Annotated in this window: 23 protein-coding genes; 10 read left to right on the forward strand and 13 right to left on the reverse strand. The window is 48.2% G+C overall.

The window, feature by feature from the left end:
- The first annotated feature begins 3 nt into the window (after positions 1-3).
- Positions 4-765, forward strand: coding sequence for an RNA methyltransferase (locus Q320_RS18065; RefSeq protein ID WP_035851675.1), 762 nt, complete (start codon positions 4-6; stop codon positions 763-765).
- A 76-nt stretch (positions 766-841) separates the two neighbouring features.
- Here Q320_RS18065 and Q320_RS0101875 read toward each other — a convergent pair whose 3' ends face one another.
- Together Q320_RS0101875 and dcd are read right to left on the reverse strand one after the other, a co-directional pair.
- Positions 842-1198 (reverse strand): carboxymuconolactone decarboxylase family protein, encoded by a 357-nt coding sequence (locus tag Q320_RS0101875; protein WP_027467594.1) that lies wholly within the window; start codon positions 1196-1198, stop codon positions 842-844.
- A gap of 118 nt (positions 1199-1316) precedes the next feature.
- Complete coding sequence (dcd, locus tag Q320_RS0101880; protein WP_027467595.1) at positions 1317-1892, reverse strand: dCTP deaminase; 576 nt, start codon at positions 1890-1892, stop codon at positions 1317-1319.
- A gap of 227 nt (positions 1893-2119) precedes the next feature.
- On the opposite strand from dcd, the gene Q320_RS0101885 reads away from it, so the two are divergent.
- Both Q320_RS0101885 and Q320_RS0101890 read left to right on the forward strand, forming a co-directional pair.
- Complete coding sequence (locus Q320_RS0101885) at positions 2120-2578, forward strand: peroxiredoxin (protein WP_027467596.1); 459 nt, start codon at positions 2120-2122, stop codon at positions 2576-2578.
- Positions 2579-2733: 155 nt separating this feature from the next.
- Positions 2734-4143: a PhoH family protein gene (locus Q320_RS0101890; protein ID WP_027467597.1), complete on the forward strand. Its 1410-nt coding sequence runs from the start codon at positions 2734-2736 to the stop codon at positions 4141-4143.
- Positions 4144-4282: 139 nt separating this feature from the next.
- Here Q320_RS0101890 and Q320_RS0101895 read toward each other — a convergent pair whose 3' ends face one another.
- The 8 genes from Q320_RS0101895 to leuC form a co-directional block, all read right to left on the reverse strand.
- Positions 4283-4732, reverse strand: coding sequence for a hypothetical protein (locus Q320_RS0101895; protein WP_027467598.1), 450 nt, complete (start codon positions 4730-4732; stop codon positions 4283-4285).
- A gap of 16 nt (positions 4733-4748) precedes the next feature.
- The gene (locus tag Q320_RS0101900) at positions 4749-5672 is read right to left on the reverse strand and encodes an Asd/ArgC dimerization domain-containing protein (RefSeq protein ID WP_027467599.1); all 924 of its coding nucleotides are present in this window, start codon (positions 5670-5672) and stop codon (positions 4749-4751) included.
- A gap of 109 nt (positions 5673-5781) precedes the next feature.
- On the reverse strand, positions 5782-6549 hold the full coding sequence (locus Q320_RS18070) for a substrate-binding periplasmic protein (protein ID WP_051534381.1): 768 nt from the start codon (positions 6547-6549) through the stop codon (positions 5782-5784).
- Positions 6550-6645: 96 nt separating this feature from the next.
- Entirely contained in the window at positions 6646-7710 is a 1065-nt protein-coding gene (gene leuB, locus Q320_RS0101910) for a 3-isopropylmalate dehydrogenase (protein ID WP_027467600.1), read from the reverse strand.
- Between the two features lie 176 nt (positions 7711-7886).
- Positions 7887-8618 carry a glucosamine-6-phosphate deaminase gene (gene nagB, locus Q320_RS0101915; RefSeq protein ID WP_027467601.1) on the reverse strand — a complete coding sequence of 244 codons (732 nt, stop codon included), beginning with the start codon at positions 8616-8618 and terminating at the stop codon, positions 7887-7889.
- 116 nt (positions 8619-8734) lie between these two features.
- Positions 8735-9373, reverse strand: a complete 639-nt coding sequence (gene leuD, locus Q320_RS0101920; protein ID WP_027467602.1) for a 3-isopropylmalate dehydratase small subunit — start codon at positions 9371-9373, stop codon at positions 8735-8737.
- Entirely contained in the window at positions 9370-9489 is a 120-nt protein-coding gene (locus Q320_RS21155) for an entericidin A/B family lipoprotein (protein ID WP_084282275.1), read from the reverse strand. The genes leuD and Q320_RS21155 overlap by 4 nt, the downstream gene beginning before the upstream one ends.
- A gap of 10 nt (positions 9490-9499) precedes the next feature.
- A complete protein-coding gene (gene leuC / locus Q320_RS0101930) occupies positions 9500-10906 on the reverse strand; it encodes a 3-isopropylmalate dehydratase large subunit (protein WP_373277161.1) in 1407 nt (468 codons plus the stop codon).
- A 161-nt stretch (positions 10907-11067) separates the two neighbouring features.
- On the opposite strand from leuC, the gene Q320_RS0101935 reads away from it, so the two are divergent.
- The 3 genes from Q320_RS0101935 (at position 11068) to Q320_RS0101945 (ending at position 12301) form a co-directional block, all read left to right on the forward strand.
- Positions 11068-11508, forward strand: a complete 441-nt coding sequence (locus tag Q320_RS0101935) for a ribonuclease domain-containing protein (protein WP_027467604.1) — start codon at positions 11068-11070, stop codon at positions 11506-11508.
- Positions 11499-11777 carry a barstar family protein gene (locus Q320_RS0101940; protein ID WP_027467605.1) on the forward strand — a complete coding sequence of 93 codons (279 nt, stop codon included), beginning with the start codon at positions 11499-11501 and terminating at the stop codon, positions 11775-11777. The genes Q320_RS0101935 and Q320_RS0101940 overlap by 10 nt, the downstream gene beginning before the upstream one ends.
- A gap of 233 nt (positions 11778-12010) precedes the next feature.
- On the forward strand, positions 12011-12301 hold the full coding sequence (locus Q320_RS0101945) for a helix-turn-helix domain-containing protein (protein WP_027467606.1): 291 nt from the start codon (positions 12011-12013) through the stop codon (positions 12299-12301).
- On the opposite strand, the gene Q320_RS0101950 is transcribed toward Q320_RS0101945, so the two are convergent.
- Positions 12298-13167, reverse strand: a complete 870-nt coding sequence (locus tag Q320_RS0101950) for a radical SAM protein (RefSeq protein ID WP_051534382.1) — start codon at positions 13165-13167, stop codon at positions 12298-12300. The two genes, Q320_RS0101945 and Q320_RS0101950, sit on opposite strands and share 4 nt — an antisense overlap.
- Positions 13157-13612, reverse strand: coding sequence for a universal stress protein (locus Q320_RS0101955; RefSeq protein ID WP_027467608.1), 456 nt, complete (start codon positions 13610-13612; stop codon positions 13157-13159). The genes Q320_RS0101950 and Q320_RS0101955 overlap by 11 nt, the downstream gene beginning before the upstream one ends.
- Before the next feature lie 105 nt (positions 13613-13717).
- Between Q320_RS0101955 and Q320_RS0101960 the strand changes: the two genes are divergently transcribed.
- The 4 genes from Q320_RS0101960 (at position 13718) to Q320_RS0101975 (ending at position 16947) form a co-directional block, all read left to right on the forward strand.
- Positions 13718-14176 carry an acyl-CoA thioesterase gene (locus Q320_RS0101960; RefSeq protein ID WP_027467609.1) on the forward strand — a complete coding sequence of 153 codons (459 nt, stop codon included), beginning with the start codon at positions 13718-13720 and terminating at the stop codon, positions 14174-14176.
- Complete coding sequence (locus Q320_RS0101965; RefSeq protein ID WP_027467610.1) at positions 14154-14567, forward strand: tellurite resistance TerB family protein; 414 nt, start codon at positions 14154-14156, stop codon at positions 14565-14567. Before Q320_RS0101960 ends, Q320_RS0101965 begins: the two co-directional genes overlap by 23 nt.
- Before the next feature lie 183 nt (positions 14568-14750).
- The gene (locus Q320_RS0101970; RefSeq protein ID WP_169734422.1) at positions 14751-16442 is read left to right on the forward strand and encodes a methyl-accepting chemotaxis protein; all 1692 of its coding nucleotides are present in this window, start codon (positions 14751-14753) and stop codon (positions 16440-16442) included.
- 4 nt (positions 16443-16446) lie between these two features.
- Positions 16447-16947 carry a DNA-deoxyinosine glycosylase gene (locus tag Q320_RS0101975; RefSeq protein ID WP_027467612.1) on the forward strand — a complete coding sequence of 167 codons (501 nt, stop codon included), beginning with the start codon at positions 16447-16449 and terminating at the stop codon, positions 16945-16947.
- A 155-nt stretch (positions 16948-17102) separates the two neighbouring features.
- Here Q320_RS0101975 and Q320_RS0101980 read toward each other — a convergent pair whose 3' ends face one another.
- A complete protein-coding gene (locus Q320_RS0101980; protein ID WP_027467613.1) occupies positions 17103-18788 on the reverse strand; it encodes an ABC1 kinase family protein in 1686 nt (561 codons plus the stop codon).
- Positions 18789-18837 lie beyond the last annotated feature (49 nt).

Below are 18837 nucleotides of genomic sequence, written 5' to 3' on the forward strand. Positions count from 1 at the left end.
AAAATGATCAATAACGAAACTGCCTGCTTAGCTAACATCCGCGTCGTCCTCTCGCACACCAGCCACCCCGGCAATATCGGCTCGACCGCCCGCGCGATGAAAACCATGGGGCTGACGCAGCTCTACCTGATCAATCCCAAAGAATTCCCGTCTGAAGTCGCCGACGCGCTCGCCTCCAGCGCGCGGGATATTTTGGCCAATGCCAAAGTCGTTAGCTCCATGGAAGAAGCACTGGAAGGCACCACCTTGCAAGTGGCGATGACCGCGCGCCGCCGTGAACTCTCGCAACCACTGCAAACCCCGCGCCAGCTCACGCCTGAACTGGTGCAAGCTGCGCGCACAGGCGCTGCAGTCGCCTTGGTATTTGGTGCAGAAACCAGCGGACTAACCATTGCCGAGCTGGAACAATGCAATCGCCGCGTCACGATCCCAACCAATCCAGATTATTCCAGCCTCAATCTTTCGCAAGCGGTGCAAATTTTGGCCTACGAGCTACGCACCGCATGTTTTGAAGAAGGCTACGACGACATTCGTTACCTCGAAGAAAACCGCGAACGCGCGCCGCATCAAGCCGTAGAGCTGTTTTTTGAGCATTTCGAAGAAGTGTTACTGACGATTGGCTTCTTGAAACCGAACGCACCAAAACGCCTGATGCCACGCCTACGCCGCCTGTTCGTTCGCGCGCAAATGGAACGCGAAGAACTCGACATCATGCGCGGAATTTTGCGTGCGGCGAGTGAATTCAAAACGGGAAAGAAAGAATAAGAAGATTAATATCGATGGTATATGGCCGTAGTCTTTATTTATAATTACCTACAGCCATATACACCTCAACAAAAAATCAAGAAGCCGCTTTTTCACCACCGAACTCTTCAAATGCCAACAAAGCTTCAGCCCCCGTCATCACACTGGGACCTCCGCCCATATAAATGGCGACTTGTAACATCTCCATAAACTCTGCACGAGTCACGCCCAATTTGACGCAGGCTTGTGCATGAAAGCCCAAGCAGCCTTGGCAGCGTGCCGCAACTGCAATACTCATCGCCATTAATTCTTTATGTTTTTTACTCAACGCGGCTTCCGTGTGCGTCGCCTTGGTGATTTGCATAAAACCTTGCTGCGTCTCCGGAATTTCCTTCGCAAACTCACGTAATTTGCCGCTAATATCCTGCACTAACTTGCGATAATTTTCTGTCATTTTTATTCCTTCGCTAACAATCAAAATACTATTTTATATAATATAACTCAACAATATTTATTGCGCAAACGCAAACAGGCCTCATAGCGAGGCCTGTTTAAACAAAATACAGCTCAAATTAAGTGCGTGGTAACGTTACACCGACTTGGCCTTGGTATTTCCCGCCACGATCACCATAACTGGTTTCGCAAACATCATCGGCATCAGCCTCAAAGAACAACACTTGAGCCACGCCTTCGTTGGCGTAGATTTTGGCGGGCAGCGGCGTCGTATTTGAGAATTCCAAAGTCACGTAGCCTTCCCATTCCGGCTCAAACGGCGTGACGTTCACGATAATGCCGCAACGTGCATAGGTTGATTTGCCGAGGCAGATCGTCAAGGCGTTACGTGGAATACGGAAGTATTCCACCGTGCGAGCGAGTGCGAACGAATTCGGCGGGATAATGCAATAACCTTTGCCCGATACATCGACAAAACTGCCTTCATCAAAGTTTTTTGGGTCCACAATCGTTGAGTTGATATTGGTAAATACTTTGAATTCATCAGCGCAACGAATGTCGTAGCCGTAGCTAGACGTACCGTAGGACACAATTCGTTCACCATTCACTTCTTTAACTTGGCCGGGAACAAACGGTTCGATCATGCCGTGCTCTTGCGCCATCCGGCGAATCCATTTATCTGACTTGATACTCATGGTTTTGTACTCATATTAAAGGGGTTAACGTGTTTGTCACACAGCTGTAAATATTCTTCCCGTATTGTAACGGTATTAGCTGCTCCCGCTAAGAACTCGGCACAGTCGGATTGCAATTAATCAAACATCTCGTTCGATTTTAGATTTGTGACAAAGCAAATCTTGCTCAATGCAAGCCCATTGCCGACAATGATTTAAAGGCAACACATCAACCTTCGGAGCATTCAATGAGTTCAAACCCTTGCCCAGCGCTGGTATTAAATAGCACTGGCGACACCCAATTTGATACCAACGCCCTCAAAGGCCAAACATTCGTGCTGTATTTTTACCCGAAAGACAGTACGCCAGGCTGCACCACCGAAACCGGTGATTTCCGCGATCTACATTCCCAATTTTTAGCCGCGCAATGCCAAGTTTTTGGGATTAGCCGCGATTCATTAAAAAGCCATGAAAACTTCAAAACGAAACTGAATCTGCCTTTTGAGCTGGTTTCCGATCCGGATGAAGTCGCCTGCGAAGCATTTGGTGTAATGAAATTAAAAAATATGTATGGCAAGCAAGTCCGTGGTATAGAGCGCAGCACGTTTGTAATTAACGCAGAAGGAGAAATCATCAAGGAATGGCGCGGCGTGAAAGTACCTAATCACGCGGCGGAAGTTCTGAGCATTGTGCAATCTATGCAGTAAATACTAAGCGGCCGACGAGCCGCTTTTTTATTGAATCCAAGTACATGCGCAAAAGTTTTATGGCAAGGCGTGAGGCCCCAATACAAGTCGTACGACGAGGCCAAACAAGGAAGCCAAGAAAACTTTTGCTTTAATACTAAAACAAGGAGTGCATCATGGCCGCCCGCAAACGTAAAGCCCCGAGTGACAGCAAACTTTTTGTGCTGGATACCAATGTATTGATGCATGACCCCACCTCAATTTACCGTTTTCAAGAGCATGATGTGTTTGTGCCGATGATGACACTAGAAGAGCTGGATTCGAATAAAAAAGGCATGACCGAAGTCGCGCGTAATGCACGGCAAGCCAGTCGGTTCATGGAAGAGCTGGTCGCTGGAATGGAAAATAGCCTGCACGACGGCGTTTCACTCAGCAAAGGCAGCAAGGATCAAGCCACTGGGCGTTTGTTCTTGCAAACAGAGGCGATCACCAGTGTCTTGCCAGCTCAATTACCCATGGGCAAAGCTGACAACCAAATTCTCGGTGTCGTCCATCATTTGCAGCAGGTTTTTGCCAAACGCGAAGTGATTTTGGTGTCTAAAGACATCAATATGCGAATTAAAGCGCGGACTTTAGGCTTGGCCGCTGAAGATTACTTTAACGACAAAGTTTTAGAAGACACCGACCTGCTCTACAACGGTATGCGCGAAATTGACATCGATTTTTGGGAGCGCAATGGCAAAGATCTACAAAGCTGGCAAGAAGGTAATCGCAGCTACTGGAAAATCAAAGGCCCTGACGTACCCGATCTCTATGTCAATCAGCTTTTATTCCAAGCGGGTGATACGCCACTGCAAGCCCGTGTGGTGAGTATTGATGGTAAAACGGCGGTGTTTGAAAGCCTCAAAGACTATACCCACACCAAAAATGCGATTTGGGGCATTACAGCGCGCAATCGAGAGCAAAATTTTGCACTCAATTTGCTAATGAATCCCGATGTGGATTTTGTATCACTGCTCGGGCAAGCGGGTACCGGTAAAACGCTACTCACTTTGGCTGCGTGCTTAGTGCAAACTTTAGAGAGCAAGATTTACACCGAAATCATTATGACCCGCGTCACCGTCCCCGTCGGTGAAGACATCGGTTTCCTACCTGGCACGGAGGAAGAAAAAATGATGCCGTGGATGGGCGCATTAGAAGACAATCTGGATGTACTGAATCAAACCGATGCCGAAGCGGGCGATTGGGGCCGCGCAGCCACTCGTGATTTGATACGTTCACGGATTAAAGTGAAATCACTTAACTTTATGCGTGGCCGTACTTTCCTGAAGAAATTCTTGATTATCGACGAAGCGCAAAATTTGACGTCCAAGCAAATGAAAACGCTGATTACGCGCGCGGGCCCCGGCACCAAGGTGGTCTGTTTAGGAAATATCAGTCAGATTGACACGCCTTATTTGACCGAAGGCTCGTCGGGTTTAACCTATGTCGTTGATCGCTTTAAGGGCTGGGGACATTCGGGCCACATCACCTTAACGCGCGGCGAGCGCTCGCGCTTGGCCGATTACGCCGCTGAGGTGCTGTGAGGCTTAAGGAATATTTCATCGACTTAAATATCTAGAGCCAATAAAAAACCGAGCCTTGGCTCGGTTTTTATTTTACAGGTATATGAATATGATCTTCAGTAGCAATAGCCTACAGCCAAATACCCGTTAATACTTTAATTTAATCATCACAAGTCGCCTCAAAATGCTCGCAACATTCAAGCGTTCCTAAGGAAGATACAAACTCAGGCACTAATAAAGGCCACTGAGTATTTGGGCCTTTACCATCAACGCCATAAATAGCCATTGCACTACAAAACGCTGATTTTATTTTGCCACTAACAGCGCCCACACTCATTCGGTAAATTTTATAAAGTAGCGTACGTTTTTCAAACGGCTCCACCCTGAATTCAAAAAATTCACTATTCAAGAATAAAATGTAACCTGGTCCATCAAACATAGTTTCACCAGAAACAGCAAATAGATAAGATTTGGCTTCTTCGTCGTAAACCCACCATAAACCACTAGCAATTTCCTTCCGAATTCGCTTTTGAAGGTAAGGAAAAGGCTCTGCATCTACCAAAATATTCTGAATATCCCCAAAGGAGAATGGCCTAAATGTGTAATTCATTTAAAGATCCAAGATCTCAAAGCAAGGCCAACAACAACACCGCAGCCCGCGCAGGCAATCGCGCATTATCCGCGACCAGCCACATATTCACCGAGCGGCCATCAACCGAGACCGACAATTGATTTAGCCAGACTTTATCGCCGCCAATCGCGTCTTGCGGCGTGGCAATGCCTGCATCGCCTTCCGCTTTCATATGGTACAAAGTCGGTGCATCGGCCATTGCGGCTTCAACTTGCGCCAAGGTGACCGCTTGACTCAATTGCACACTCAAACTCACCGCATGGCCAAAAAAGACTGGTACACGACTCACGGTCAGGCAGTTCACTGATGTGCCAACGGCGGCCAATTCAGTCGTAATACGCTCTTCTTCACCGCGCAGAGCCGTTGGCAAAATATTAAACGCCAAGCGTTTTGGGTAACCTGCCAGCTCAACTTCTTGCTGTGCGAATAATTGCCGCGTTTGCATCGCCAAAGCATCAATTGCCGATTTGCCGTCTTCGGACACCGACAACATCGCCGTTGCCGCAGAGAAATCAATCGTTGCCAAGGATTTCAAAGCAGCGAGCGGCGCTGAAATCATCGACGTCAGCACATGTGGCAGGCCAATACATTGGCCGCGCTGCGGTCTGCCGGTTTTGCTATCCGTCGCCCCCGTCAAATCAATCACCGCCGCGCCCGCTTCAGCGGCGATTTGAGCGTATTGCGTCGCCAAATCCGGAGCGCCAACAAACAACACTGCATCGGCTTTTTTCCAATCAAACGTCGCCACATCAATCATTGGCAAAGAGTGCTTTCGTAATTCGACTTCGCTGGCTTCATCATCGTCGGTCAATGGGTAAAGTGCGGTCAAAGCCAATGGCATCTCGCCCAATACATCCAATACCGCCTGAGATGCAGGGGTATCTGCCCCAACGAGTGCAACAGAAATAGCTTTAGACATATACCAACTCCAAGTATTGAACCGCAAGTAAGGCGGAGAGGCTGCATTTTACTCGTTTAAGCCAGATAAAACGAGCAGGATTTTTAAGCGGAGAAGCGAGGAAAATGGCTTATTTTGTACTATTCACCTGATACAAAGCATCTCGGCTCGATTGGATTAAACGTTCTAGCTGACCGCTCTTTTCCAAGGTATTCAAACCCGCATTAAACGCTTTCACCCAACGCTCGGCATTGGGGTGTTTTTTGTAGACGACGACATGCAGCGGCGCATCCCAATACGCTTCTTTTTGGCAACTGATAGAAACGCGCTCGACTGGCGTTAAATGTTGCGCCATCAAATAAGGTGCGACTTCAGCGTCAATCGGGAACAACTGAATATAACCAGCCAGTAATTTTTTAAAGTTAGCCACATCGCTGTGCGCTGCATCAACTTTCAATACGCCTGCGGCCTGAAGCTTGGCAAAGTCTTCAGAGTAATAATTCCCGCTCGTAATCCCGATGGCGTACGGCGATAAATCCGCCAAGGTTTTCCACGGAAATTGCTGACCTTTTTGATGACAAAACACCATGCGCAGCGACATCACCGGGTCGGTATACAATAAATCACGCTCGCGATCGGCATTTTTAGCCCAGCCAAAACTACCGTCATAAATGCCACGGCGTGGCGCTTCGATGGCACGATTATTGGGCACCGATTTAAGAACGACTTCAATATTTTCTAGCGCAAATGCGCTGACCACAATCCGCGTCAGCAAGCCTTGAAACGGTAGTTTTTCGCCCATATACGGTGGATATTCCTGCAATGTCAGCGTGATTTTTTCTGCATACACGGGCGCTGACAGCAGGCAAAGCCCAAGCAGACTAGCCAAAATTTTCATCACCCGCTCCTGCAATAGGATTTGAATTTCAGCCTAGCTTACAGGCATAAAAAAAGGCCTTCACGGCCTTTTTTTAAATGATGAATGGAAAAACAATTACAGCGCAGCAACCACCGCATCGCCCATCGCCGAGCAGCCCACTTTCGTCGTGCCCGCTTCAAAAATGTCCGCCGTGCGCAGGCCTTGTGCCAGCACTTTCTTAACCGCATTTTCAACACGCTGCGCAGCCGCTTCGTTGTTGAAGGTGTAACGCAACATCATCGCCACCGACAAAATCGTTGCTAATGGATTGGCAATGTCTTTGCCCGCGATGTCTGGCGCCGAACCATGACTCGGCTCATACAAACCTTTGTTATTCACATCGAGCGATGCGCTTGGCAACATGCCGATTGATCCGGTCAACATCGACGCTTCATCGCTCAAAATATCGCCAAAGATATTACCCGTGACCACCACATCAAATTGCTTCGGTGCTTTGACCAATTGCATCGCCGCGTTATCAACCAACATATGGCTGAGTTCTACGTCTGGATATTCTTTGGCCATGTCAGTCATGATTTCTTTCCAGAACTCAGTGGTTTCCAAGACGTTGGCCTTATCGACTGAGCACAGCTTCTTGCCGCGCTTTTGCGCTGCTTGGAAAGCCACATGGCCAATACGACGAATTTCAGATTCGGCGTACAGCATGGTGTTAAAGCCTTCGCGCTCGCCTGCTTCATTCACGCGAATGCCGCGTGGCTGGCCGAAATAAATATCGCCGGTTAATTCACGCACGATCAAAATATCCAAACCTGAAACCACTTCAGGTTTCAGCGTGGAAGCATTCGCCAATTCTGGGTACAAAATCGCTGGACGCAGATTGGCAAACAAACCCAAATCTTTGCGAATTGCCAAGAGGCCGCGCTCTGGGCGCAATGGGCGATCTAATGTGTCGTATTGCGGGCCGCCAACAGCGCCGAGCAAAATCGCATCGGCTTCGCGAGCCAAGTTTTGGGTGAATTCTGGGTACGGCGAGCCGTATTGATCGTAAGCTGCGCCGCCGAGTGGCGCTTCTTGCAGCTCTAAATCCAAACCATCATTTTTTAAAACTTCGAGCACTTTGCGAGCTTGTGCAACGATCTCAGGGCCAATGCCATCACCGGGCAGAATCAATACTTTCATGGTGTTCTCGTGGGTTTAGTGAATTAATTATTCTTAGTTTCGTGCCAGCATGTATATGAATGTAGACTTTATAAAATAAAGCCTACAAGGCAATACCCATTAACACATTAAAATATTTACAATCGGCAAACGTAGAAAAAGAGGGGCTAGCCCCTCTTTTTGCCAAGACCATTCGCTTAGAACGATACTTTGTAGTTCACATCGCAGTCCGTCATCACGATCACACGTGGGTGCGTTTGCAGCAATGAAGCTGGCAATTGCGTCGTGATTGGGCCATTCAAGGTGCGATCCAGAATCTCAGCTTTCTCAGCGCCTTTCACCACGAGCAAAATCGCGCGCGCTTGCATGATCGTACCCATGCCCATCGTTACCGCATGGGTTGGCACTTCGTCGATGTGGTTAAAGAAGCGTTTATTCGCTTCGCGAGTTTCTTGCTTCAACGTGACTTTGTACGTACCGCGTGACAAATGCTCATCCGGCTCGTTAAAACCGATATGACCATTGCCGCCAATGCCGAGCAATTGCAAATCCACCGGACCTTGCTCAAACATCATTTTGTCGTACAAACGGCATTCTGCATCAACGTCAGCCGCATTGCCATCCGGCACGTGCGTATTACCGGCTTGAATATCGATATGGTCAAACAAATTTGTTTGCATAAAGTTGCGATAGCTTTCTTTATGCGTCACTGGCAAACCAACGTATTCATCCAGATTAAATGTTTTTGCGTGCGCAAAGCTCACCAAACCTGCTTGATAGGTTTTTACAATTTCTTTGTACAAACCCACTGGCGTACCACCGGTTGCCATACCCAAAATGGCGTTCGGTTTGCTGCGTACCATAGAAATAATCAGGTCGGCTGCGGCACGATCTAAATCGCTTTGATTTTTAAATTTATGCAGGATCATTCGTTTAGTTTCCAATAATGAGTTCGACCGTAAAAGGATACGACAAAACTCGAAGAATAATATTGATTCAAGTTGAAAAAAGCGGCTCCAGTGAATCAGCCGCTTTATTTATTGCATTACTTAGCAAATAACCAAGGTTGATTTGCTTGATGCAGCGCTTCAAATGCACGAATTTTGTCACTATGCGCTAAAGTCAAACCAATTTCATCCAAACCATTGAGTAAACAATGCTTACGATGCTCAGTTACATCAAACGGAAACACTTCACCGCTTGGTGTTGTAATCGTTTGCGCAGCCAAATCAATTTTTAGACGATAACCTTCAGTTTTCGCCTCAGCAAATAACTGATCGATCACGGCAGCGGGCTGAACAATCGGCAATAAACCGTTTTTAAAACAATTATTAAAGAAAATATCAGCAAAACTCGGTGCAATCAGCGCACAGAAACCGAAGTCTTCAATTGCCCATGGTGCATGTTCGCGCGAAGAGCCGCAGCCAAAATTATCGCGTGCTAGCAATACTTGCGCGCCTTGATTGCGTGGCAAATTCAGTTCGAAATCTGGATTGAGTTTGCGCTGGCTGTTGTCGATGCCCGGCTCGCCCTGATCCAGATAACGCCACTCATCAAACAAATTCGGGCCAAAGCCTGAACGCTTAATTGATTTTAAAAATTGCTTTGGAATAATCGCGTCGGTGTCGACGTTGGCTCTATCCATCGCGCAAACCAAACCATCCAAAGAGACAAATGCTTTCATTTCGCCGCCTTTTCGATGGCTTCGCCACCTTTTTTAATATCTTGACCGATGCCCGACACGGTATTGCAAGCCGTTAACGCCAGCACGAAACTACACAAGAATAATGAACGCAACATAGACAAATCCTTAAGCAAAATCGCGTACGTCAACAAAATGCCCAGCAATCGCTGCCGCGGCGGCCATTTCTGGGCTCACCAAATGCGTACGACCACCTTGACCTTGGCGACCTTCAAAATTGCGATTCGACGTGGACGCGCAACGCTCACCTGGCTCCAAGCGATCCGCATTCATCGCCAAGCACATCGAACAGCCCGGCTCACGCCACTCAAAACCCGCGTCGATAAAGACTTGATGCAAGCCTTCGGCTTCCGCTTGCGCTTTCACTAAACCTGAGCCTGGCACAATCAAGACTAATTTCACGCTATCGGCTTTTTTCTTGCCTTTCACCACACCCGCAGCCGCACGCAAATCTTCGATTCGGCTATTGGTACAGGAGCCGATAAAGACTTTATCGATTTTAATATCAGTCAGTGGGGTATTGGCTTCTAAACCCATATATTGCAAGGCACGCGTGTAGCTACCCTGCTTGGTTGCATCCGTTTGCGCCGCTGGATCAGGTACTTTTCCAGATACGCCCAACACTTGCTCAGGCGAGGTGCCCCAAGTGATTTGCGGCTCGATGTCTGCTGCATTTAATTCAACGACAGCGTCAAACACCGCACCTTCGTCCGAAACGAGGTTTTTCCAGTTTGCCACTGCTGCATCCCATTGCTCCGCTGTCGGCGCAAAAGGACGACCTTTAAGGTAGTCGAATGTTTTTTGATCAGCTGCGACCATACCAGCGCGTGCGCCGGCTTCAATCGCCATATTGCACAGCGTCATCCGGCCCTCAATCGACAAGGCGCGAATCGCTTCGCCGCCAAACTCAATCGCATAGCCTGTACCACCCGCCGTGCCAATTTTGCCGATAATCGCCAAAGCGATATCTTTCGCGGTAACGCCACAACCGACTTGGCCATCGACGCGCACCAGCATCGCTTTAGATTTTTTTGCGACCAAAGTTTGCGTTGCGAGTACATGCTCCACTTCCGACGTGCCAATACCATGCGCCAACGCAGCAAATGCGCCGTGCGTTGAAGTATGGCTATCGCCACAAACGACGGTCATGCCCGGCAAAGTTGCGCCATTCTCTGGGCCAACCACATGCACAATACCTTGGCGCAGGTCTTTAAACGGGAAATACGCTAGCGCGCCAAACTCTTTAATGTTCGCGTCTAGGGTTTCAACTTGCAAACGAGAAATAGGATCTTGAATCCCTTTTTCCCATTCATTGGTTGGCGTATTGTGATCGGCTGTCGCAACGACAGACGAATTGCGCCACGGCAGTCGATGCGCTAGTTTTAAGCCTTCAAAGGCTTGTGGACTCGTCACTTCGTGTACCAAATGACGGTCGATATAGATTAAGCAAGTACCGTCGGCTTCTTCATGCACAACGTGAGACTGCCAGAGTTTGTCGTAGAGCGTTTGAGCCATAACAATCATCGCAAATAAGGCTATCAGGGAACTGCCGAAGTTAGCACAGAAGCCCTTTTGCGACAACCCGCAATACCCGATTTACCCAACATCGGCGATCAATTTTGACCTTCAAGTTAAGGCAGAATAATAATAAGCACTTAATCTCAAGGATAGGCGCAATGAAAGCCCTAATTTTTACTCTAGCGCTGCTGACTAGCGGCGCGAGCTTTGCCGCGTCGTGCCAACAAGTCGCACAAACCCTCGCGCAGCAAAAATCACTGCCAGCAGCAGAATTGGCCGACATTTTGAATTCACTCAATCGCAGCCAGCACTTGCCGGAAAAATTTGTCACCAAGAAACAAGCTAAGAATGCGGGCTGGCAGCCGGGGAACAGCCTATGGCAAACCCAGCCGGGCAAATCCATCGGTGGCGATCGCTTTGGCAATCGTGAGCAACGCCTGCCTCGCGGCAATTATTTTGAAGCTGATTTGGATTACCAAGGTAAAAAGCGCAATGCTAAACGTTTTATCTACCAAACCAAGGGCGATCAAAACAGCGGTGCGCGTTACATCACCACCGATCATTACGCCACATTCACCGAGGTGCCAGCATGCCAATAAAAACTCAAATTCAATTGCGCCAAATTCGCACGCTGCACGATATTTATCAGCAACTGGGCGAGCAGATCGAGCTACCGGCTGAATTCGGCGCCAATCTAGATGCGCTCTACGATTTTTTATCGACCGACTTGGCTGGCCCGATACAAATTCACTGGCCCGACTGCCAGCAATCCTTGGCATTCCTAGATAAAAAAGACGCCGAAGCCATCATGAATCTATTTAAAGACATTGCAGATGAAAGAGATGATTTTGAGCTCATAAAACACTAGGGTATAGCCACCTAGCCATTATTTTAAATAAGCTACATAGATATACATACCAAATAAAAAGGCTCACAGTAATGTGAGCCTTTTTATTTGAAAAATCCTGCCTAGCAGAAAAATTCAATCTTTGCGATGTAATAAAACACACACGTCACATGCAACAGTGCCATGTGTCATAAAGCGATGGCTTATATGATGAATGCAAGTGAAATCATTATGCCATTCGAAAGGAGTAGACCATGAGCAAAAAACTCAGCCCTCGTGACATTCGCAAGCAGCTCGGAATGAACCAACAAGATTTCTGGAGCCAAATCGGCGTCACCCAAAGTGGTGGCTCGCGCTACGAAAGTGGCCGCAATATGCCCAAGCCCGTCGCCGAACTCCTTCGTGTGGTGCATGTGGAAGGAATCGACTTGGCGAGCTTACGTAAAGAAGAACTTCAAGTACTGGAAATTTTACGCACTGAACGCCCTGAATTACTCAGCGAGTTAATCCAAAAAGCCAAAGAAACTGAAGCTGCTTTAGCCTAAACGCTCAGTTTAACGGGCAAGCCAATCGCTTCAATCCGCGCAGCCAACTGCTGCATCCACTCAGTGGGTGCAGCCGCAAGGCGCGGTGCCTCAATCTGCAATGACGGCCGTGCCAAACCATAGAGCAACACGCCCTGCAAAGGCACACCTTGCGCCAATTGCTCGGCCAAAAATCCCACGTATGCACTCAATACTGCCTCGTCAGGCAATTCACCATCCAGCGCAAACATGCAGGTCTGCACCCACGTAGGGCACAAGGCCGCGGCCGTCGCCAAACGACGCGTCACTTGCTGGCGATTCAGTTTGATTTGGTTTACAAATTCAAAGCCATCTTGCGGCGCACGATCGAGCTTAAACCACACTTCGCCCTGCATCGTCGCCATTTGCTGCAAACCCGCTTGCACATTGGCTTTATCGAGCTGACTACCATTGGTAATCAATACGGTTTTAATTTGCCCACGCAGCACAAATCGATCTAAAGCACGCCCAACCACGTCAATACACTCCAAAAACTGCGCAGATGTGGTCGGCTCGCCATTGCCAGAAAACGCAATATCGTTCAAACGCCGCGCACCTTCAGGCACAGCGCGCTGCATAAAATCGCCATGCACGATGTCGTTCAGCATCAAATCAAGCTCAGATTCAAGCTGAGAAACGAGGGTATCGGGCGCTGGGCCGCGCTGTAAATCAGGTACCTGGCAATACACACAGCGCCAATTACAGGCATTGTTTGGATTTAAATTAATCCCGACTGAAACACCACCCGCACGACGCGACACCACCGGATACACATAAGTTAGGCCCGCAATATCTCGGCTATGGTCATCCACACGCAGTGGCGTGATGACCGGTATTTCAAGCGTCATTTTGCGGTGCTCTCACCAATAAAACCGGCGTTTTGGTATGTCGCAACACACCCTCAGCAACGCTACCGAGCAAAAGATGCGTTAAACCACCGTAACCGTGCGTCCCCATCACCAACAACTCGGCCTGCCACTTCTCACCCTCTTCAACCAAGGAACGCGCAATTTGCCCGCCCCAAATTTCCAACAAATCGACTTCGACCGTTAAGCCTGCAGCGCGCAACTCTTCGGCACGCGAATCTAATAAATTTTGCCCGCCAACGCGCAAAGAACTTTGCAATTGCGGCACATCCAAAAATTCATTCGCACTCCACGCAAACTGAGCCAAATCAATCACATGCACCAAGCGAACGATGGCGTGCTGCTCATTAGCCAAGCGTTTCGCCTCTTGCAAAGCCGCCGCACTGGTATCACTGTGATCGACTGGCACTAAGATTCGTTGATACATGATGAAACTCCTTAATCAATTGATAATTTAGTCTAGCAGGCCAAAGCTATTGCAGCATCAGAGTGTCGAGCATAAACTCAAACCACTTTATTCATTAAAACTACTATGCCACGAATTAAACTCGACTTACCAGAGTGCAAGTTGTTTCAATGCGATATTTCTGTTCGAATTAGCGAGATCAACTATGGCAATCACTTAGCTAATGATGCCTTACTCGGCCTACTGCACGAAGCTCGCGTACTCTGGTTAAAAAGTATCGGTTTTCGCGATGAATTAGACGTTGGCGGCGCAGGTTTAATCCTTTGCGATGCCACACTGGTCTTTATGCAAGAAGCTTTTCATGGCGATCTGTTGCATATTCGCCTTGGCGTAGCTGAAATCAGTAAGGCACAGTTTGAACTTTATTATCATGTAACAAACCAAGACAAGACCATTGCTAAAGCCAAAACCACCATGGCCAGCTTTAGTTACACGGAACGAAAAATCACCCACTTGCCCGAATCCTTGCGGCAAGTTCTAGCATGCTCAGGAGCATCAGCGAATGAAAAAATATCCAGCCAATAGTCCAGAAGCAATGGCACGTATCTTAGTGATGCAAATGATGTGTGATGGCAGCTTTGATCCCGAAGAAATCGACGAACTCGAGCATCTGCACGCCTACGAAATCCTCGGGATTACCCGTAAAGGCTTTATCCAGGTACTACAAGCCTACTGCAATGACATTACTGACGAAGCCGATGAAAATGGCCAAATTAAACTAATCGACAAGCAACGCATTGACGATCTGCTTGAAACCATCGACGAGCCACAAAAACGTTTACAACTTGCCGCATTGGCACTTGATATTGCTAAGTCAGACCAAGAAATCTGTGACGCAGAACTCGCCGTTTTTAGCCGCATGTTAAAGAATTGGCACCTCACACTGGATGATTTGGCCGTCGCGTTTGGTGATTAATACTGGAAATGCGCTTGCCTTGAGTCCGTGCATAGAGCTAAAAACAATAAAAAGTCTATTGAATCCATAAGGTGAGCTATGAGCTGGGCTGCAGATTTTCACAAATCCTTTGAACGCAACTTCATTCCGACTCTCGGAAGAAAATTTGCTTTCATTGGACTATTTTTAGTCTTTCCAACGCTTATGCTCATCGCCATTGCATCGGCGGAGTCGACGCTATCTCGCGTTGTGAGTCAACTCGATGCATCAACTCGCCAGCAAATTATCGATGAACTAAGTCAACTCAAGCTTTACGCTTGGATTGCACTTTTTATTACCGCGCTGCTCTGCATTATTGAAGTGACCTATTTGCACTTCTGGATTACCAAACCCATTCGCTTGATCGACCAAGTGTTTGACGACGCAGCCAGCCATGATGGTGATCTTTCCAAAAACATTCCTGCGCCTTATTCCGATGAAATCAGCCAGCTTGCTTTAACGTGCAACCGCTTTTTAAGTAAGCAGCGCGATATTGTCTCAAACGTGCAAACAATGACCGTTGGGATGGCGCTGGAAGCTGCTAAATCACAAAAACACATTAAAGATTCTGCATCCGCGACCACGCAACAAGATCAATTAGCCAAAAAAGTCGTTGAAGCCAGTAACTCAACAACCGAAGGCATTAACCAAGTTTCAAGCCGCACGGGCGAAATCTCGCAAACAACGGCACAAAACTTAGTGATGGCGCGGCAATCTTATGCCGAGCTGCAAGACGTGACCAATCGCATCAATGCGATCACGCAAAAAATTGGCAACTTTAATCAAACCGTTGATGGCTTGAATAAACGCTCGGCCAGCATCAAAACCATTGTCGATTTAATTAAAGAAATCGCAGGGCAAACCAATTTACTGGCGCTCAATGCCGCAATTGAAGCCGCACGCGCTGGCGAGCAAGGGCGTGGCTTTGCCGTCGTTGCCGATGAAGTACGCAAACTGGCCGAAAAAGTTGGCGTCGCTACCGATGAAATCTCGGGCGACATCGACAATATGCTCAGCCAAGTCGCAGAAACTCTAGCTGAAACTGCGATGATTACCGTTGATGCGAATCGCACACAAGAAGTCGTCGATAAAGCCTCGAATCAATTCTCGCTCTTGATGCGCGATTTTGAGATGACCGCCGAAGCGCTATCGGGCATTGCTGCGACGCTAGAAGAATTTACCGTCGCGAATAATTTAGTCAACGCGAACGTTTCAGAAATTCATCAGCTCTCGCTCGGCGTAAATGAACGCATGGGGCGCTCGGCACAATCTTCACACGATGTCGCAGAAGCCGCCGAAAAAGTCCAAGCGATGATCGGCCGCTTTACCGTCGGCCAAGGCGCGCTGGACTTAACGATTACGCAAGTGTGCCAATTCCGTGATCGGGTCGCCGAGAAAATTGAAGGCTTAATGAAACGCGGCATTGATGTGTTCGATCAAAATTACAAAGCCGTACCCAATAGCGTGCCGCAAAAATACAAAACCACGTACAACCAGTATTTCGTACAAGAAATCCAACCGCTTTACGACGAATTAGCGAAAACTGCCTTGGGCGGCAAATTCTCTCTTGCGGTTGATACCAATGGTTACGGCCCAACACATAATAGCTGGTACTCCAAGCCACTCAGCGGCGACAAAGCCGTTGATTTGGTAAATAGTCGCGACCAGCGAATCTTCAACGATCCTGCTGGCTTGCGTGCGGCTCGCAATACTGAGCGCTTTTTGCTGCAAACCTATTTACGTGACACGGGCGAAATTATGACCGAAGTTGACGTACCGATTATCGTTGGTGGTCGTCATTGGGGCGGTTTACGCCTAGGCTTTGATGGATCAGCCATCTTGGGCAACGCACAATAGATCGATGCACAAAGCTAGTTTTAGCGCGATTGTACAGGCCGATTGCAGAATATTGATTTTAGGTAGCCTGCCAGGTGATGCCTCGCTTAATGCGGGGCATTATTACGCCCATCCTCGCAATGCCTTTTGGCCGATGATGAGCCAGCTCATTCGCACTGACCTCACCGCCCTGCCATTTGATCAGCGCTATGAACAGCTTTTAGCGCATCGGATTGGCCTGTGGGATGTGGTGGCAAAAGCGCAGCGACCTGGTAGCCTCGATACCGCCATCAGCGCCGCACAGCTCAATCCACTTACTGATTTGTGTGCTGAGCTGACGCAATTAAAGCTTGTCGTCTTTAACGGCAAAACTGCCGCAAAACTCGGAACATCATTAATGCCAGGGTATATCCATCAAGCCACCGTTCCATCTAGCAGCCCGGCACATACCCTTGCATTAGCAGAAAAGACCAGCCAATGGCTGGCTCAACTTTCTCCCTATTTGAATGATGATATGCCCTCTTAGGATTGGGCTAAAAATAAGCCCCCCGAATCAATGCGCTCAACAAGAACGTCATCCCAGAATGCTTTTATCTGGGATCCAGCAGCGCCGCTGGATTCCCGCTACAAGCATGCGGGAATGACGAGTTTTTGAAGGCGAAAGTAATCTGAGCCAAATCCTTAACGCTCGTCCTTGCTCGACGCCCAGATTGCAAACATCAACCAAATTGCATTCACCAATGCCAATACAAAACCTAAAAAACCCAAGAGCGGCATCCCAAACATCGTCGGCCCCGCTTTGATCGTCATCGCAATTGACGAGCCAATAATCAGCGCACCGGTCACAATCCCCATCGTTAAACGATTGGCGCTTTTGGCGATTAAATTACCAAAGCGATCGAGGCGCTTTAAATCTAAATCGACTTTTAAATTACCGCGCCGTGCTTGTTTAATCAGCTTGCCAATATCGCGTGGCAAACCAGATAGCACGCCAAACGCTTCAAACAGATTATCTTTGCCGTTTTTAAGCCATGTTTTCGGGCTTAAACGCTCCAAAATCACTTCTTTCACAAACGGCGTCAGATGCGGCACCATTTTAAAGTCTGGATCCAGCTGCCGCCCCAAACCTTCTAGCGTAATTAGTGCTTTAAAGAGCAGCGTTAAATCCGATGGCAGCGTGATTTCATGCTCGCGCATAATCACGGCCACATCGTTGAGCATATGACCGAAGGGCACGTCTTTAAGCGGCAGATTTTCATAATTGAACATAAAGTCGGCAATATCGCTGGCGAGCTTATCTTCATCCACCACCGTTTCGCCAGTCCATTCCAACAGCACATTCAAGATGCCGTGCTCATCACGCTGCGACAGCGAGGCGAGTAAATCCACAATCTGATCGCGGCGCGGATGCGGTAAACGCCCCACCATGCCGAAATCCAAAAACGCGATCCGATTGCCTTCCAAATACTTCACATTGCCTGGATGCGGATCAGCGTGAAAATAGCCGTCGATCAAGACCATTTTTAGTACCGCATCCGCGCCACGCGCCGCTAGCACTTTACGATCTAATCCCGCCGCATCCGCCGCCGCCAAATCATTACCCGCAATGCCGCCAATATAACTTTGTACATTCAGACTTTCACCCGTCCATTCCCACCAAATACGCGGGATCTCAATCTCGTCATGACCAGTGAAATTTTGCACGAAGCGCTCTAGATTGCGTGCTTCGGTCGATAAATTCAGCTCGCGGCGCAGTGATTTGGCAAATTCGTCGACAATTCGCACTGGCTGATAGCGGCGCAAATCAGGAAATTCAAATTCGGCCAAAGTCGCGATATGCCGCAAAATGCGTAAATCCGCTTCGATTTTCGGAATAATCCCAGGGCGACGGATTTTCAGCACCACCTCAGTGCCATCTTGCAGTTTGGCACGATGCACTTGCGCAATTGATGCCGAGCCTATTGGTTGCGGATCAAGATCTTGAAACACCACATGCGGGTCTTCACCCAGCACTTGCTGCAATTCAGGCACAAGCTGTGCAAAATCAATCGGCGGCACTTCATTTTGCAGTTTTTCAAATTCAGCAATCCACTCTGGCGTAAACATATCCACGCGCGTAGCCAGCACTTGACCGAGTTTAATAAAGGTCGGACCCAATTGCTCGAGCGCTTTACGCACACGCACAGCGGGATCAAGCAATTCAATCTCATGATCGCCAGGCAAATGAAGTGCATCGCTAGCGCGTTCAATGCCTTTGTTCAAGCCTAATTTCTGCACCAAATTACCAAGACCATAACGAATCAAAATCGCTACAATCTCACGCACGCGAGGTAAATCTCGCATTACGGTGAACGTTTCTTTCAGCATTCGGTCTTAATTCCTTCTGGCTTAGCCGATGATTGAACCAACTTTAATT

Source organism: Deefgea rivuli DSM 18356 (assembly GCF_000620145.1).
Classification (GTDB): Bacteria; Pseudomonadota; Gammaproteobacteria; order Burkholderiales; family Chitinibacteraceae; genus Deefgea; species Deefgea rivuli.